16 protein-coding genes are annotated in these 16522 nt (G+C 55.6%); 8 read left to right on the top strand and 8 right to left on the bottom strand.

What is annotated here, in order from left to right; translation table 11 throughout:
- Positions 1-31 precede the first annotated feature (31 nt).
- The gene (locus ACYVHC_RS17710; RefSeq protein WP_460615123.1) at positions 32-1336 is read right to left on the bottom strand and encodes an MFS transporter; all 1305 of its coding nucleotides are present in this window, start codon (positions 1334-1336) and stop codon (positions 32-34) included.
- A 282-nt stretch (positions 1337-1618) separates the two neighbouring features.
- On the opposite strand from ACYVHC_RS17710, the gene ACYVHC_RS17705 reads away from it, so the two are divergent.
- The 5 genes from ACYVHC_RS17705 (at position 1619) to nth (ending at position 4692) form a co-directional block, all read left to right on the top strand.
- Positions 1619-2047, top strand: coding sequence for a hypothetical protein (locus ACYVHC_RS17705; RefSeq protein ID WP_460615122.1), 429 nt, complete (start codon positions 1619-1621; stop codon positions 2045-2047).
- Positions 2048-2137: 90 nt separating this feature from the next.
- Positions 2138-2728 carry a DUF6799 domain-containing protein gene (locus ACYVHC_RS17700; protein WP_460615121.1) on the top strand — a complete coding sequence of 197 codons (591 nt, stop codon included), beginning with the start codon at positions 2138-2140 and terminating at the stop codon, positions 2726-2728.
- A 307-nt stretch (positions 2729-3035) separates the two neighbouring features.
- On the top strand, positions 3036-3671 hold the full coding sequence (locus ACYVHC_RS17695) for an RNA polymerase sigma factor (protein ID WP_460615120.1): 636 nt from the start codon (positions 3036-3038) through the stop codon (positions 3669-3671).
- Positions 3610-3843 carry an anti-sigma factor gene (locus ACYVHC_RS17690; RefSeq protein ID WP_460615119.1) on the top strand — a complete coding sequence of 78 codons (234 nt, stop codon included), beginning with the start codon at positions 3610-3612 and terminating at the stop codon, positions 3841-3843. The genes ACYVHC_RS17695 and ACYVHC_RS17690 overlap by 62 nt, the downstream gene beginning before the upstream one ends.
- Before the next feature lie 132 nt (positions 3844-3975).
- Positions 3976-4692 (top strand): endonuclease III domain-containing protein, encoded by a 717-nt coding sequence (nth, locus tag ACYVHC_RS17685; protein WP_460615118.1) that lies wholly within the window; start codon positions 3976-3978, stop codon positions 4690-4692.
- Positions 4693-4730: 38 nt separating this feature from the next.
- On the opposite strand, the gene ACYVHC_RS17680 is transcribed toward nth, so the two are convergent.
- Complete coding sequence (locus ACYVHC_RS17680) at positions 4731-5930, bottom strand: glycosyltransferase family 4 protein (protein WP_460615117.1); 1200 nt, start codon at positions 5928-5930, stop codon at positions 4731-4733.
- Positions 5931-6028: 98 nt separating this feature from the next.
- The gene (gene gldB / locus ACYVHC_RS17675) at positions 6029-7042 is read right to left on the bottom strand and encodes a gliding motility lipoprotein GldB (RefSeq protein WP_460615116.1); all 1014 of its coding nucleotides are present in this window, start codon (positions 7040-7042) and stop codon (positions 6029-6031) included.
- Between the two features lie 109 nt (positions 7043-7151).
- Between gldB and ACYVHC_RS17670 the strand changes: the two genes are divergently transcribed.
- Positions 7152-7823 (top strand): porin family protein, encoded by a 672-nt coding sequence (locus ACYVHC_RS17670; RefSeq protein ID WP_460615115.1) that lies wholly within the window; start codon positions 7152-7154, stop codon positions 7821-7823.
- A gap of 112 nt (positions 7824-7935) precedes the next feature.
- Here ACYVHC_RS17670 and ACYVHC_RS17665 read toward each other — a convergent pair whose 3' ends face one another.
- Entirely contained in the window at positions 7936-8343 is a 408-nt protein-coding gene (locus tag ACYVHC_RS17665; RefSeq protein ID WP_460615114.1) for a hypothetical protein, read from the bottom strand.
- Between the two features lie 336 nt (positions 8344-8679).
- Here ACYVHC_RS17665 and ACYVHC_RS17660 point away from each other — a divergent pair, with 336 nt between their 5' ends.
- Positions 8680-9396 (top strand): LytR/AlgR family response regulator transcription factor, encoded by a 717-nt coding sequence (locus ACYVHC_RS17660; protein WP_460615113.1) that lies wholly within the window; start codon positions 8680-8682, stop codon positions 9394-9396.
- 18 nt (positions 9397-9414) lie between these two features.
- Here ACYVHC_RS17660 and ACYVHC_RS17655 read toward each other — a convergent pair whose 3' ends face one another.
- From ACYVHC_RS17655 to ACYVHC_RS17640, 4 genes are all read right to left on the bottom strand, one after another.
- Positions 9415-11751, bottom strand: a complete 2337-nt coding sequence (locus tag ACYVHC_RS17655; RefSeq protein WP_460615112.1) for a hybrid sensor histidine kinase/response regulator — start codon at positions 11749-11751, stop codon at positions 9415-9417.
- 224 nt (positions 11752-11975) lie between these two features.
- Complete coding sequence (locus ACYVHC_RS17650; protein WP_460615111.1) at positions 11976-13583, bottom strand: Rne/Rng family ribonuclease; 1608 nt, start codon at positions 13581-13583, stop codon at positions 11976-11978.
- Positions 13584-13922: 339 nt separating this feature from the next.
- Positions 13923-14834 (bottom strand): tetratricopeptide repeat protein, encoded by a 912-nt coding sequence (locus ACYVHC_RS17645; protein ID WP_460615110.1) that lies wholly within the window; start codon positions 14832-14834, stop codon positions 13923-13925.
- Between the two features lie 82 nt (positions 14835-14916).
- On the bottom strand, positions 14917-15219 hold the full coding sequence (locus ACYVHC_RS17640) for an HU family DNA-binding protein (RefSeq protein WP_044000827.1): 303 nt from the start codon (positions 15217-15219) through the stop codon (positions 14917-14919).
- A 197-nt stretch (positions 15220-15416) separates the two neighbouring features.
- On the opposite strand from ACYVHC_RS17640, the gene mutY reads away from it, so the two are divergent.
- The gene (mutY, locus tag ACYVHC_RS17635; RefSeq protein WP_460615109.1) at positions 15417-16511 is read left to right on the top strand and encodes an A/G-specific adenine glycosylase; all 1095 of its coding nucleotides are present in this window, start codon (positions 15417-15419) and stop codon (positions 16509-16511) included.
- The last annotated feature ends 11 nt before the right edge of the window (positions 16512-16522 follow it).

Raw genomic sequence — 16522 nt, 5'->3', positions numbered from 1 at the left:
GGCCGACTCCTGTACTAGGGTATCAGAAAAGCTAAGCCGTCTGAGGCTTCGGCGTCAGGTCGAGATGGCGCAGTTTGTTAGCCCGCCACGAGGTTACGCCGACAACTACTAGGGTCATGGCGCCGCCAAACACTACCGAGTTAACCACACCCAACAACTTGGCCGCCGCCCCCGACTCGAAGGAGCCGATTTCGTTGGAGGAACCGATAAAGATGTTGTTTACGGCCGAAACGCGGCCTTTCATATGTTCGGGCGTGAAGGTGTGCAGCAGCGTGGAGCGTACAATAACCGACACGGAATCAAACACACCCGTCAGGAACAGCAATCCCAGCGACAGCCAGAAGCTAGTGGACAGCGCAAACCCAATAGTAGCCAAACCAAACCCCGCCACGGCCCACAGCAGCTTGCGGCCCGCCTGCCGGCGGATAGGGAAATACGTCAGGCCAATGGCCATCAGGACGGAGCCCACGGCGGGTGCGGCCCGCAGGTAGCCTAGTCCTTCGGGCCCAACCTCCAGAATTTTATCGGCGAAGATGGGCAGCAGGGCTACAGCACCCCCAAATAGCACGGCAAACAAATCCAAGGACAAGGCCGCTAGCACTAGCTGGTTGCCGAAGATAAACTGCACGCCGCTCAGCAGGCTTTCCTTAAGACCGAGCTTGTCGCCTTGCCGCTCCGGAAGCGGCCGGCCGGCTATGCTGGTGAATATGCCTAACGCCACCACCATTAGCACGGCATCTACGGCATAGGCCGTAGAGATACCGGCATCAACTTGGCTTTTACCGGCCAGGCCCACAATCAAGCCACCAATGGCGGGCCCAATTACCGATGAGGCTTGCCAGGTAGTACTGTTCCAGGTTATGGCGTTGGATAGCTTTTCCCGGTCGGGCAGCAACTGCGGCATAAACGAAAACAACGCCGGCCCCAGAAAACCACGAGCAATACCACTTACAAAGATGACTGCATACAGCGGCAGCGTGTAATACGCGTCCTTCTGCAGCAGCGCCAAGCCCGCTGGCCGGGAAAGCAGCCACAACGACACCGAACACAGCATCAAAACCGAAACGGCTGCCACCACAATGTTTTTGCGCCGCACTGAGTCGGCCACGTGCCCGGCATACAATGAAACCACAATGCTGGGAATGGCCTCGGCCAGCCCAATCAGGCCCAGTGCCAGCGGGTCGTTGGTGAGCTTGAACATCTGCCAGCTGACCACGACGCCCTGAATCTGGGTGGCCATAACCATGCAGGCCCGCGCTGAAATCAGGCGGCGGAAGTCGGGAATCCGGAGAGCGGCGTAGGGGTCGTGGCGAGGGGAAGCAGCGGAATCGGACATGGAACAGGATACGGAAAGAAAAAGAGCAGGCAGCGCAAAGGTAGCGGAGGCCGGCGGGCCCTAAAGCTCAGCAACCGTACTTTCGCGGGCTCCACTGTGTAAGCCCAACGCCCAATGCAGCTAATAGTTTAACGTTGCGGGTCTGCCCCCGAAACCATATTTGAGAAAGCCGCGGCTATAGGATGCTCGTACATAACTAGGCACCTTGCATAGCAGCTATTTCGTACAGCCAATACCTGTTAGCTGAGCACATCCCTCCTTTTTGCCTTTGCCTACTCGCCTATGCCTTCATCTGCCTCCAATAGTGCGCCTGATTATGTTGAGTTCCGGCACCGCGACGAGCTAGGAGTGCTAATGGGGCGCTGGCTTCGCCCGGTTACGGCGGCGGAGTTAACTCACAGCTATCAGGCAGCCTTATCGGCCGCTTTGCCCACTCGCACCCGCTACTGGCTGCTTGACCTGCGCGGCCGCGGGCCAGCCAGCGAAGACGACACCCATTGGGTTCTCACTGAGTTTGTCCCGACGCTTTCGGCGCAGCTTGGGGGACGCGCTTACTTGGCTTTTGTAGTAGCCGCCAGCCAGCTAGGCCCGGAAGAACAGGAAACCGGCTCGCCCATGGTACTGGATGAAACCGCCCACGTTCGGCTTTTTGCCGCCGAAGAACCAGCCTTGCGTTGGCTGAACGGCCGCCAGCATCATGATAGTGCGTAGAAGTTGCCAGCAGGTTTGTATCCTAGAGGCCACCTCTCTACGTACGTAGCAACGTTTCCTAAGCACCTACTTTTTCTCTGCCTACTTCCTATGTCATACGTTGTCTCCTATGCGCGCGCATTTGCCTTAGCGGGCGTTTTGTTGAGCGCTACAGCCATTTCGTCCTTAGCCCAAACTACTCCAGCCCCAGCTGCTGCTGCCCCGGCTGCTAAAATTGTTCCCCTGAAAGACGGTGCCTTCCGTCGCAACGGCAAGGTATTTCGGCTGCAGGCCGGGCAAGCCTCGCCCCTGTCGGCGCCCATGCGCTTTAGCAACGGGCTCACACTCCGGCCCGATGGCATCCTGATTAGCAAAAGCGGTACCCGCCAGCTGCTAGGCAATGGTAAAGCCGTAAACATGCAAGGCGACGTGGTTATTTACCGTGACGATATGATGTCGCCTCAGGCCATTGAGCGCTATGATGAGAAAACTACCGGCGCCAAGCCTACCGTAGTTGAAATTCCGGCGGCCGTTAACATGGCGGCCTTGAATACGGAATTGCAGCGCACCGCCCAGCGCCTCGAGCAGCTCCGGCAGCTTTCCAATCTGCTAGCTGAGCGCACCACGGCGGCCTCTACATCAGCCCCTAGTACCGTAACCGAGCAGCAAATCAAAGAGCTTAGCCAGCAACTCGCTCCTTAAGCACGATTTTTGCTAGTATCTTCCGAAAGCCTGCTATCATTTCATAAACCAGATGATAGTAGGCTTTTCTGCTTTCAAACGGCATTTCTGCAAGAAACACAACAACATAGTATTAGGTATTGGGTATGTACGATACTATGGTTTCAAAAAAATTTTGGCATTCGTGCAACTGAGGCATTGTGATTCGCGTGCCGGTTGTCTACATTTGGTTTAAGCGAGTACTTCATTTTTTCTTCATTCTCCTAGTTTTCACCGGCAACAGCACTCTATGGCCTAAAGCTCTACGTCCCCTAACACCGTAGTCTTTATGGAAACCATGCAGCCGAGCGATTCCGCTCTTATATCGCTATACATTGCCGGCCAGGAAGAAGCCTTTGCTCAATTGCTTGAGCGGCATAAGGCCCGTGTCTTCACCACCATCATGCTCATTGTGCGCGACGAAGACGTGGCCGAAGACCTGCTGCAGGATACTTTCATCAAGGCCATTCACACCATGAAGGGTGGCCGCTACAATGAAGAGGGGAAATTTTCGTCCTGGATTTGCCGTATTGCCCACAATCTGGCCATTGACTGCTTCCGGCGTGAAAAACGTAGTCCTTTATTGAATCTTGACACAACAAGTCATGCCTTCAATTCGTTGTCGTTGGCAGAAGAGGGGGCCGAAGCTGCGCTTACCCGTGAGGAAACTCATGCGCAGCTCCGGGAACTGATTCAGGAGCTGCCCGCGGCGCAGAAAGAAGTCCTGATCATGCGCCACTACGGCGACATGAGCTTTCAGGAAATAGCCGATGCAACGGGGGTCAGCATTAATACAGCGTTGGGGCGCATGCGCTACGCGCTGATTAACCTGCGGAAAAAAATGGCCGCACAACCCGTTTTCTATGATCAAAACCTTTACCCACGAGAAGCTGCTCCGGTACGTGTACAACGAATTGCCGGCTAAAGAACAGCAGGAGATTGAGCAGGTTCTGGCCCATGATGCTGACCTGGCTGCTACCTGCGCCGATCTGCTACTAGCTCAGCGTGCGCTCAATACCGTCAGGAGTACGCCTAGCAAGCAGGCTACCGATGCTATTTTGCAATACTCGCGCACCTTTCTGCCAGCGGGTAATTAGGAACACATATTTCGTTTGGCGAAGCGCCGCAGAGGTACCCATCTGGTAACTTTGCGGCGCTTTGTTTTTGCACCGGTTGAGGCGTCCTCCTTTTGCTGAGGCGGCAGCCCTCCCCCTTCAGATTGCTACTCCATGCGCAAGCCCGAGCGTTTTCGCCTCTTCCTCGATTACTTCACCACACACTTTCCGGAGCCGGAAACGGAGCTGGTATATTCGAACCCCTATGAACTAATTGTGGCCGTGGTGCTCAGTGCCCAGTGCACTGATAAGCGCGTAAACCAGGTAATGCCGGCACTGCTACAACAGTTTCCTACCCCCGAGCAGCTAGCCGCCGCCTCCGTGGAGGAGATTTTTCCCTTTATCCGTAGCGTATCTTACCCTAACAACAAGGCCAAGCACCTGGCCGGCTTGGGTCGCATGCTGGTGCAGGATTTCGGCGGGGAAGTACCTAGTACCATTGAGGAGCTGCAACGCCTTCCGGGCGTAGGCCGCAAAACGGCTAACGTGGTGGTTTCGGTGATTTATAACCAGCCCGCCATGGCTGTGGATACGCATGTATTCCGGGTTTCGCACCGTTTGGGCCTGGTGCCCCGCACGGCCACTACGCCTTTGGCTGTGGAAAAGGAGCTAGTGCGCTACACGCCGGAACATCTTATTCCGAAGGCGCACCACTGGCTTATTCTGCACGGCCGCTACATCTGTGTGGCGCGCCAGCCTAAGTGTGAAATCTGCCCCTTGAAAAGCTGGTGCAAGTACTACGCTGATGTGGTCATGAAGCAGGAAAATGCAGCTAGCAAACCCAAAAAGCGCCCTTCTGATTCAAATAGCCCCTTACTAGGCACAACTTAGTATATAAGTAGTTTAAACAGGTTTATAAAGAAAATGAACTAGTGCACAGCGGATTCCAGAGCTAGCTGAATGGTGGCGCCAATCTTTTTTCGGTCGAACTCAGTGGCTGCTACTTGGCGCCCAGCTTCACCGGCGGCCAGTAGTTGCTGAGGGTGTTGAAGCACTTCTGCTAAGCAATTGCTTAGTGCCTCGGCCTCACCAGCGGGCGAATACCAGCCGCATCCATACTGCTCCACCAATTTTCTAGTCCAACCGTTATTCGTGACGACCACGGGCGTGCCCACGGCCAGACTATCGTAAAACTTGGCCGGCGAATTGGCATCGAGTACCGGTAGGCCCAGAAACGACACGACGGACACATCAGCCAGTTTAAACCACGTGAACACGGCGTGGCGCGGTTGCGGCGCCACCACCCGGATTGCGGGGCAGCGCGCGGCTGCTTCGCGCAGCAAAGGCTCATCATAGCCCAGGCCCATAAACAGCCAAGTTACATCAGCTAAGCGGGATGCTAGCTGCTCTGCGGCGGCTACCAGCGTTGGGATGTCGTTGGCCCGCCCGAACGTACCCGCATACAGCACCACGCGGCGCCCTGCTAGGCCTTGTTCCTGCCGCAAGGCCGCCACAGCCTCGTTGGTAGCGCGGGCAGCCAGATCGAGGTCGGTACCGTTCAGGACGGTTGTCAGCTTGTGTTCTGCAATACCGAGTTGCTGCACATACGCTGTCATATCAGGCGAAAGGGGCAGGATGTGGCGGGCAGAGTGGTACAGGCTTTTCTCGAGTGCATACAGCCCGTGTTGCGCCAGTTTACTGGGCACGGCCCCCATAGCAATTGGGAAAGAAGGCCATAAATCCTGCACCTCAAACACCCAGGGCACCCGCCGCAGCCGCGCCACTTGAGCAGCGGCCCAGGCAGCCGTGAGCGGCGTACTGATGCCCCAAATAACGTCGGGCTTGTCAATCCGTAATCCTTCGCGCAAGGCATAGGCCGCATACTGCCCGAATGAAAGTACGCGGCGCGCTACCCCCATCTTGTTTTCATACCGCACCGCGGCGGCGCGCATTTCCACGCCAGCTGGCAGCCACGGAAACTCCTGCGTCAGGCGTTGCGGCTCCCACGTGCGGGTGGTAATAAGCGTTACGCGGTGGTGTTGCGCAATCTGGGCCAGCAACGAGTAGTGCCGACTGGTTGCTGGGCAGTCGGGGTTGGTGTGGTACTGGCTGAAGACGGCAATGTGCATAGGAAATTACCTGATCGGGAGCCGGTTGGGGAGCAAAATGGCCCTAGTGCCCGGGCACTTCAGGGGTTTGCGCTTGGCGCAGGCCTAGTAAAACGGGGCTAGTCGCCGAGGCGGCCGCGGTTTTTCTTGGGGCGGTAGTGCGAGTCGTTGAGGATGCGCTGCAGGTTTTTCTCGGCCATGAGCTGCTTGAGCGTGACATTCGGATGATCGGCCATGTACTTGCGCACAATCTGCCAGCCTACCCACGCCCCTACCCTGCCGGGGCAGGTTTTATCGATTTCCGGAATATTCGGCCGCTCACCAATGTATTTCTGAATGGTAAACGGGGCCGTGTTGTACAGCAGGTTCTTCTCCAGAAAATGCGCCCAAATTTTGCCTTCATTAAACACGACGCCAGCCATTTCCTTATCCGTGTAGCCGATCAGCAACGAGTCGGGGGTGCAGGGCAGCACCTTTTCGGCAAAGTACAACGACTTGCCGAACTGAATCATCTCGCCCAGCATGGTTTGGTTGGTGAGCTGCTTTTGGTTGTACTTGCTGCTGATGGCTAGCGCGGCCGTGGGCACGGCGTGGTCCTTGGTGTAGCGCCGCAGAATGTAGCCGGGCACGTTGGGCCGGTAGGCGGCTTTGGGGCCCACAAAAAAGTCGGTGCTGATAACCAACAGGCTGTCGTTCACAAACAAATCCTGGCTCAGGCCACTCACAAACGTTTTCACCGGCGGCACTTTAAACTCAGGGAAGTAGTAGCGAATGTGCTGAAACATGGGTTTCAGCTGCTGCTGTAGCTGCTCGGTCCGAAAGGTGGTGTCGGCCTGGGCGCCCAGCTTCTGCAGGCCCGCGTTGGTGGCCAGGCGCGCCAGTGTTGCTCCCAGCACGCTGGGCGGGTACTGCCCGCTTTGCAGAAACTGCCGGGCAAACAAGCCGTGTTCCCGCATAAAGCGCTCGGCATCGGCGGCGGTCTTTATCTGGAAGAAAGGCTTTTCGAGCCGCTCCACCGTTACGGGCGCTTCTACTTTTGCTATGGCCGGATCTATTTCACAGGTCTGTTGGCCCTTGTTACAGGCAGTCAGCCCGGCTCCAACAACCAATAAGGCCGCTACCAGGGTACGCATACGGGCAGTAATGTGCATCACGCTTTTATCTTTGAGGCGAAATTAGCCAAAACGAAACGGCGCACCGCCGTAGCTTCGTGTTTCTATTCACCGTAATTCCGCAATTGCCATGAAAAAAGCTCTGCTTGCCCTTTTGATCAGCGGTGCCACCATCGGCGCGGCCTCGGCCCAGGTTGAAATCGGCCTGAAAGTATCTCCGTCTATCACGCACCTGCGCGCCGACTCTCCTTCTGATTATGGTTTCCAGAACGAGAAGGCGAAGCTTGGCATTAGCGGCGGCCTGGTGGTCGACTACTTTTTCGGACAGAACTATGCCTTCAGCACTGGCCTGGAGCTAGCCGGCAAGGGCGGCACCGTCAGCTACTTCGACACGGACCTGGGTCAGCGCAGGAATATGAAAATCGGACTGCAGTACCTCCAGATTCCGGTTACGGTGAAGCTGTTCACCAACGACGTTGCCACCGATACCAAACTGTATTTCCAGCTGGGTGGCTCGCTTAACGGCGCCATCACGGGCCGGATAAATGGCGACAAGCGCTACATCGACCCCGCCACGTCCGAAGAAACCAAAGCCCTTAAGCACGTTATTATTCCGGATGTGGGTCTGCGCGCGGGCTTTGGCGTGGAGTACCAGCTAGGCCAAAGCACCAAAGTGCTGGCCGGTCTGAGCTACCACCGCGGCCTGCTCAACATTGATAACTATTTCGAGGATGAGCGTGGCTTCAAAGATGTAGAACTGAAAAACAGTGAGTTCGCGCTTGATCTGGGTATCAAGTTCTAAATTACTAGCCCTAGTAAGACGCAAAACCGCCCGTATGCACTTAGCACACGGGCGGTTTTGCTTGTATATGATATCCGTGGGGCAGAAACGGCGGTTTGGCTGGCTTTGAAGCCTAGTGTTTTACCAGCTCTCTTACATCACTGATCAGCAGGTTGGCTACCGGCTGCCGCTCCTCCAGCCAATGGAAAGCGCTGTACTGGCCGGGCGTCAGGATGCGCATCATGGCCAGCTCGTATTGCTTTGCTACGGGCATGGGGCCGGCCGCTACTAGGTTGTTTTGCTGCACCAACTCCAGTAGCGTAACGCGCCGAACTTCGCTGGCCTGTTTGCGCGTAAGGCGCAGCACATCGGTGAAAAAGCACGTCAGCTGCAGGGCGCGGTCGTTGAGTGGCTGCACGTACTGAGCCGGAATGCTTACCGCTTTGGCCGGCCGACGATGCGCATTTCGCTGGTACGGATGGGCCAGCGCGCTGGTAACAGTCAGAAACGAAACGAGGAGCAGAAACATCAACTTTTTCATGAGCGCAGGTGTGTGACAGTGGGTTAAACCAGATTGGCTTTGAAGACGAATCAAACCTAGTGTACCGTTGGGCTTGTCACTGGTTTATTATCTGAACACCGCCGTATCCTGAGCAGAGGCCTAGAAATTCTTTCTCAGTCATTCAATCTACTATGAAGCATACTTCGTAGGTCCTCACCTTTGTTTCCGTAGAGTTTATCTACAGCCGGCCCCTGTTCATCTAATAAATGTTGAGCTTGTTTCCTGTGGTAGCTAGGTTTATACCCGATTCCAGCCTCCAGGTCCTGTTTCAGGCAGGAAGAAAGCAGCATTGCCTCCACACCTCCCCTTGCTCGTATGCCCGCACCTATTGCCTGCGTCATTGTCGATGACAACGAAATCAACCGGCTCACCCTAGAACACATGGTGGAGCTTACACCTGAGCTAGAGCTAGTAGCCTCCTTGCCGGGCAGCCTAGAAGCGCTACAGTATTTCAGGCAGGGTGGGAAGGCCGACGTGCTGCTTCTTGATATTGAGATGCCTCATCTTTCGGGGCTGGAGCTGGCGCGCCTGCTGCCCGACCCGCAACCGGCCGTGATTATGGTAACCACGCACCGCGACTTCGCCGTGGATGCCTTCCAGTTGCGCGTTGATGACTACCTAGTAAAGCCAGTTGAATTTCCCCGATTCACCCAAGCTGTTCATCGGGTTCTGGAACGACGTTCGTCAGAGAATGTAACGGTGTCGGAACCGGAGCCCCTTAGCCCGGAGCTATTCGTGAAGGTTGGCTCGCGCATGCTCCGCCTCAACTTCGACGAGGTGCTGTTCATCGAGGCGCTTTCTACCTATTCCATTCTGGTTACTAAAACGCAGAAGCACATTGTGTACCTCACGCTCAAAGCCCTCGTCGAGCGCCTGCCGTTTGCGCATTTCGTGCGGGTGCACCGCAGCTACATCGTGAACACGCAGCGTATTGACAGCATTGAGGAAAACATGCTGGTGCTGGGCAGCTACGAGGTGCCCGTCGGGAAATCGTATCAGGAGGCGTTCTACCGCAGCTTGCCCGGCTTGTAGCCACGGCGGAGCCTAGTATTAGGTAAGCTCCCGGGGCAGCTCGGTCAGGGCTTGCTGAATGCAGCGCACAATCTCGGTCACTGCAGCCTGCCTGATGTGCGTATCCGCCTCCAGGCCCGCTGAATCCTGCTGCAACTGCTGCAGCGCATCCGCTACGCCCCGAACCCCCAGTGACTCTACGCCGGGCTTGATATGGTGAATCACAGCGTTTACGCGTACCCAATCGTGAGCCGCAGCCGCTTCTTCTAGCTGGCTTAGGCTTTCTGGAATGTGCGTCAGGAAGGAGCGAATGATTTTCTCAACGAAGGCGTGCCGACCGTGGGCCAGCGCTTGCAGCTTCGTGAGGTCGTAGCTGCTGCTAGGGGCGGCGTCCGCAACGGCGGGCTTCTGCAGTAGCTCAGTAATGCGGTTGTATAGCTCCTCTTCTTCAAAGGGCTTGGTCAGATACGCATCCATACCGGCTTCGAGGTAGCGCGTACTATCGGCCCGGAACGCATTGGCGGTAAGCGCCAGAATAGGCACATTGGCCCGGGTCGCGTCGGGCATGCGCCGGATAATGGCCGTTGCCTCCAGCCCGCTCATGCCCGGCATCTGAATATCCATCAGCACCACATCATAGGGGCGCTGCCGGAGCAGCTCTACACCTTTAGCGCCGTCTTCTGCTTCATCAACCAGCACCCCCCATTCATCCAGCAGCATCCGGGCCACGTCGCGGTTGATTTCGTTGTCCTCCACGAGCAGTGCCCGCCGGCCGCGCAGCTTTCCGGTATCGAAAGAAGGTGCCGCGGCAGCAGCCGGAGCCAGTGCCGCAGTGCGCGGCAGGGTGAGCACAAACCGGAACGTACTGCCACTGCCAAGGGTGCTTTCTACCTCTAGCTGGCCGCCTAACTGCTCTACAATAGCTTTGGAAATACTCAGGCCCAGGCCCGTCCCGCCGAAGCGGCGCGTGGTATCAGCGTATGCCTGTGTAAACCCTTCAAAAATACGGTCTTGCTGCTCTGTCGGGATACCAATACCGGTGTCGGAAACGCTAAACTCAATCGTGAGCGTTTGCTCAGTAGATGCTACCTGCCGGCTGATGACCGTGATGTGGCCGCCGGGCTCCGTGAACTTTATCGCATTGGCTACTAGATTGATTAACACCTGATTGATGCGATACGGATCGGTAATAACCCACGGCAACGGACATGACTCCCGCAGCGCGGTGCCTGACACTGTTATGCCTTTCTCAATGGCCTGCAGCACCAGCGGCTGCAGCGCTTCGCTCATCGAATCGCAGAGGTTGAAAGCGGCCTGCTCCAGCTCCAGCTTGCCCGAGGTAATCTTGGCCATATCCAGCACATCATTGATGATGTTGAGCAAGTGCTGGCCCGAGCTGCGGATAATGCGCACCAAGCCCTGCTGATGCGTATTAAGCGGCGTTTTGGTGAGTTGAGCGGCCATGCCCAGCACTCCGTTCATCGGCGTCCGGATTTCGTGGCTCATGTTGGCCAGGAAGTTTTCCCGGGCCCGCACAGCCGCCTCCGCTTCATCTTTGGCCCTGTTGAGTTCCTGCTCGGCCAGAATGCGCTTGGTTACATTCACCAGGTAAATGTTGGCGTACCCCTCTTCGCGGAAAGGCGCCACAAAGGCCGTATGAAAGCCCGCCCCTATCGAAATATCTACTTGCCAGGCCTGGTTGTGCTCCAGGGCCGTAGCGGCCAGCCGCTGGGTTTTAACAAGCAAACGGCTTTGATCTTCCTCCTCCAGGGACTGAAACAGCACATTGGTTGCCGTGTTCGTGTACAGGATTTGGCCGCTCTCGTCCAGCCGGAACATTGGATTCGGGTTCTGCCCCGAAATACTAGCCACGGAGCGCAGTTGCTCTGTAGCCCGGTGGTAGTCGGTGGTGTCCCGCATGCACACCAAGAAATTGGTAGTGGTTGAGTCTACCCCTTTCACGGGCATAAAGTCCCGTTCCAGCACGCGGCCGCTTTTCAGCTCAATAATCTCTTTATAAGCTGGCAGGCCTAGTTGGCGTACCTGCTTTATATTCTGCTCGTAATTAACCGGGTCGGCGGCCAGAGGAATCATTTCGGCAGCTAGGTTGCGCCAAGGCTGCCCTATCCAGCGGGTAGCCGGCAACGGCAGCTCCCAAAGGTTGCAGAACGGGTCGTTGATCAGCACGATACATCCTGCTTCATCGGTCAGCATGATGCCTTCCTGCAAGTGGTTCATGAGCTGGCCCAGGCGGCGCGCGGTAAGTTCTGCCTTGTAGGTTGCTTGTTGCAAGGCCGCCTCCAGTTCCTGAATACGCAGGTTGGCCTGCTCTATTTCTGAATACTGGTCGGACAAAGCAAAAGAAGGTGAAGTCATGAACGGAAAGCACGCGCTTCTCCGAAACTACAACCTAGGCGGACGAATGGACCTTGATTCTGGATGAATGCAGCTTTTTTCCCGGTCAATATTCGCTAGGCATCTGTGAACAGCAAACCGGTTCCGGCCGCTACCAGGCCTAGCAGATACCAAAAAGCCCACCCTGCTATCAGCAAAGTGGGCTTTTCTTCTATCAGGAGGAGTTTTCTCGCAGAAAAAATCCGTCAGTCAGTTATTTCCAATTCCCGGTCCTGCAACCGGCTCATGGCCGCCGCGGCCGAATGCAGCTCGATTTCCTCGCCGTATTCGTCCTCGATGCGGTATTCAGTGAGGCCCAGACTGGTGTCCTTCATCACCTTTACCCACTTATAATACTTCAGGTACCACTTCATCTGCCGGCTTACCAGGCCTTTGGTATAGTAAGCATGCAGGAAAGGATGCACCGAAAGCGTAATACCCGACTGGTTTTGGGCCACCAGCAGGTCGTCAATGCTGTTGTCGATTTCGTCCGTCACGAGGATGGAAGCTGAAATCTTGCCGGTTCCGCCGCAGGTAGGGCACACCTCGCCGGTAACAATGGCTTCGGCCGGCCGCACACGCTGCCGGGTAATCTGAAGCAAACCAAACTTGGTAATCGGCAGAATGGTATACCGGGCTTTGTCCAGCTTCATAATGCTGTGCACGGCATCTTCTACCTTTTTGCGGCTCTCGCCCGACTTCATATCAATGAAGTCGACAACGATAATACCGCCCATATCGCGCAGCCGAAGCTGGCGGGCCACCTCTCGGGCGGCGGCAAGGTTCACGTGCAGGGCCGTGGCCTCTTGGTCGCCTTCCTGGTTGCTCTTGTTGCCGGAGTTCACGTCGATGACGTGCAGGGCCTCCGTATGCTCAATAACAAGGTAACCACCTCCGGGCACCGTTACGGTTTTGCCAAACAGCGTTTTCAGCTGCTTTTCAATTCCCAGGTGCTCAAAGACTTTGGCCTTGCCGGAGTGCAGCTTCAGCAAACCCAACTTATCGGGCGCAATCTGCTGCAGGTAGCTGCGCATTTCCTCATACATCGGCGCCGAGTCCACGGTAATGGCATCGAACGACTCGTTGAGCATGTCGCGCAGCATGGAGGACGTGCGGCCTAGCTCGCCCAACACCTTATCGTTGGGTTTGCCGGTGCGCAGGTTCTGGAACAAGGTGTTCCATTTCTCCACCATGCTTTGCATATCCTTGTCGAGTTCAGCCACCTCGCGGCCTTCGGCCACAGTGCGGATGATCACGCCAAAATTATCGGGCTTAATGGAGGCAATCAGGCGCTTTAGCCGCTCCCGCTCCGTTTTGCTGACAATTTTTTTGGATACGCTGATGGTATTGGAAAAGGGCACCAACACCAGGTAACGGCCCGCCATAGAAATATCCGTGGACAGGCGCGGGCCCTTGGTAGAAATGGGCTCCTTTACAATCTGAACCAGCAGCTGCTGGCCCTTCTTGAGCGTGTTGTCGATCTTACCGACTTTGTCGAGCGTTCCGTCAAACTGGAAGGTTTTCAGGGGCCCAACGGTGATTTTCTGCGATTGTACGCCTTTGCCCCACTTGACCAGGGAAGGAAAATTTTCCCCTAGGTCGCCGTAGTGCAGAAAGGCGTCTTTTTGATACCCGATGTCAATGAACGCGGCGTTCAGACCGGGCATAACTTTCTTGACCGTGCCCAGGAAAATATCACCCACCGAATAGGCCGTATCGTTACGGTCGAAATGATATTCGATGAGGCGCTTGTCCTGTAGCAGGGCAATCCGTTCTCCGTCCTGAGTAGAATTAATGATTAATTCGTTACTCAATGGATTAAGCGGTTAGAATAGAATCTCTGGAAAAGAAGCCAGTTACTAGGTCTACTACCCCCCGAAACCCGCAAAGGGAAGCCAGCGCGAATGCGCTAGCTTCCCTTTCAAGCCACGGGGAAAGCAAACTTCTGGCCACTCTCAGAGAACCTAAGTGAGAGATAAGCGGATGGCTTTTCAGCATAGAAAAGCCCCGCCAGCAAACCCCGAAGGGGCTTACTTCTTCTTGTGACGGTTCTTGCGCAGACGCTTCTTCCGCTTGTGAGTGGCAATCTTATGACGCTTTCTCTTTTTACCGCAGGGCATGAGTTGAAGTGGTTAAGGGTTGTAAAAAAGTACTTAGTTCAGCTTTTGGAGTTGCTCATCCACGGAGGCCGCCAATGACGGGTCGGGGCTGATGCTCTTGGCCTTCAGGAAGGCCTTCCGGGCTTCTTCTTTGGCCCCGGTTTGGGCTAAAGAGACGCCAAGATAAAACTGTCCGTTGACGTTTTCGGCGTTGACCTTCGCCAATTCCCGGAAACGCTCTACGGCCTTGTCGTATTGATTGCTCTGAATAGCCAGTAAACCAAGGTTATACAGGGCTTTCTCGTTGCGAGGATCAGCTGCTAAAACTTCGCGCAGCAGCGTAATCCCCTGCACCGGATTGGTGCCGGCCATGTACGCCATGCCTAGATTGGTTTTAGCATCCAGGTTGTCGGGGTTGTTTTTCAACACCTTCGCGTACAGTTCCTGGCACTTGGCCCCTAGCAATTTCTGGCGCTCCTCAGTCGTAGCGAAGCTGTAGGCTTCAAAATATTCGTCAGCCGCACGCTTCCATGCTTGTTCACCAGGGCGTACCAGAGCAACCTGCTCAAAATAATACCCGGCGCTGTCGAACTTCTCTACTGCTTTGTACTTCGCTGCCAACTCCTGAGCCAGCCGAAGCTTGCCCTGTAAATCGACTCCGGAAGCGTTGAACTTCGCCAGCAAGGCGTTAATCTCGGTGCGCTGGGCAGCCGGCACGGTCATGTGTGGCTGCTCGGCAGTGGGCTCGTGGCTACCCGCCGGGTGCCCATGCTCATCTAGGCCGCTGCCGGCCGTAGAAGGAGCCGCAGCACCATTGTCGCGGGTAGCAGTACGGGCTGCCTGCGTGAGGTCTCCCTTGTCCTTTTTGGTTTGCACAAGTACTTTCGGCAGCACAAACAACCCAGCAATAAGCGCAACGGCTATAGCCAGAATCAGAAGTTGATGCTTAGAAGTGTTGTTGACCATCAGAAAAGGAAAAAAGCAGGCCGCCGGGCTTCCCTAACAGGAATTCCCAGCGGCTCGCCAGCAATATTACGACAACAGGTGGTTAAGCAGCCAGTTCTTTGATCTTCTTGCTGTTCTTGATCTTGCCAATGAAGGTCTTAGACGGCTTGAAGCTCGGGATGAAGTGCTCGTCGATGATGATCGACGTGTTTTTCGAAATGTTACGGGCTACTTTCTTCGCGCGCTTTTTGTTAACGAACGAGCCAAAGCCGCGCACATAGATGTTGTTGCCGTCGGCCATCGAATCCTTCACTACTTTGAAGAATGCTTCTACGGTTGCCGAAACGTCTGCCTTTTCAATGCCGGTCTTGTCGGCAATTTCGGCGATTACTTCTGCTTTAGTCACGCTGGTAAGTGTACTAGGGAGTGAAAAAAATTAGGTTGGCAAATTATGCCGTCCTCAAAACGTAAGCACTTGCTCGGTAAGAGTTTGCCTACGTTTTGAGGGGCACAAAGGTAGTCCCCTTTTTTGGTTTTACAAATGGTTTTCCTGCATTCCGATTGCGTTCCCCGGTTGCATCCAACTTATTCTTTCTCAAAGCCTTGACTTTCGTCTCAACTACTTCCTCAGCATCGTGGTTTGCTAATACTCTGCTCAGTTGGTATCCGCGGCACCGCCGCGACTTGCCTTGGCGCCACACTCGCAACCCATACGCCATCTGGCTGTCGGAGGTGATTCTGCAACAAACTCGAGTGAAACAGGGGCTCCCCTACTACCTCGATTTTATTTCCAGCTACCCCACGGTACAAGACCTGGCTGCTGCCCCGCAGGATGAGGTGCTCCGGCACTGGCAGGGCCTAGGCTACTACTCGCGAGCCCGCAACATGCACCACACCGCCCAGCAGGTGGTAGAGGAGTATGGCGGCCTGTTTCCGGGCTCTTATGCTGAGCTGTTAAAGCTACGCGGCGTGGGTCAATACACTGCGGCCGCCATAGCCTCGTTTGCCTATGATGAGCAGGTGGCCGTGCTAGATGGCAACGTGTTCCGGGTACTAGCCCGAGTCTTCGGGTTAACCCAGGATATTGCCGCGCCGGCTAGCCGCAAGGTATTTCAGCAGCTAGCCGACACCCTTATTCCGGCCGACCAGCCCGCCGAGTTTAACCAAGCCATTATGGAGTTTGGGGCCATTCAGTGCACACCGCTAAAGCCCGACTGCCTGTTTTGCCCGCTTCAGAGCCAATGCTACGCCTTCCAGCATGGCATGGTGCAGGAGCTGCCTGTGAAAAGCAAGGCCAAGGCGGCACGCACCCGCTACTTCCACTACTTGGTACTGCGCCACGCCGATACACTTTATATGCGCAAGCGTGGGCCTAAAGACATCTGGGAAGGCTTGTACGACTTTGTCCTGCACGAATCCGATTCGGCGGAGTTGCCTGCGCTGGCCGTGGTTGATGCCGTGCACTTACTAGGTGGTCAGTTTGCCGCAAGCCAGGTAGCAGAGCCTGTGCATAGCCTGCGCCATATCCTGAGCCATCAGAAGGTAGAAGCCAAGTTTCATCCGGTGGAACTGGCCGAGCCGTTGTCGGCGGAAGCGTTGATAACAGCGGGCGGATTGGCCCCGTACAAAACAGCCGAAATCGAAAGCTTACCAAAGCCTGTTTTGATAACTAACTATATTAGTAAAATAGGGTTTTAATTGCCAACAAA

Source organism: Hymenobacter seoulensis (genome assembly GCF_054780535.1).
Note: the sequence above shows the minus strand (reverse complement) of the source record. Positions and strands in the feature narration are given on the sequence as shown.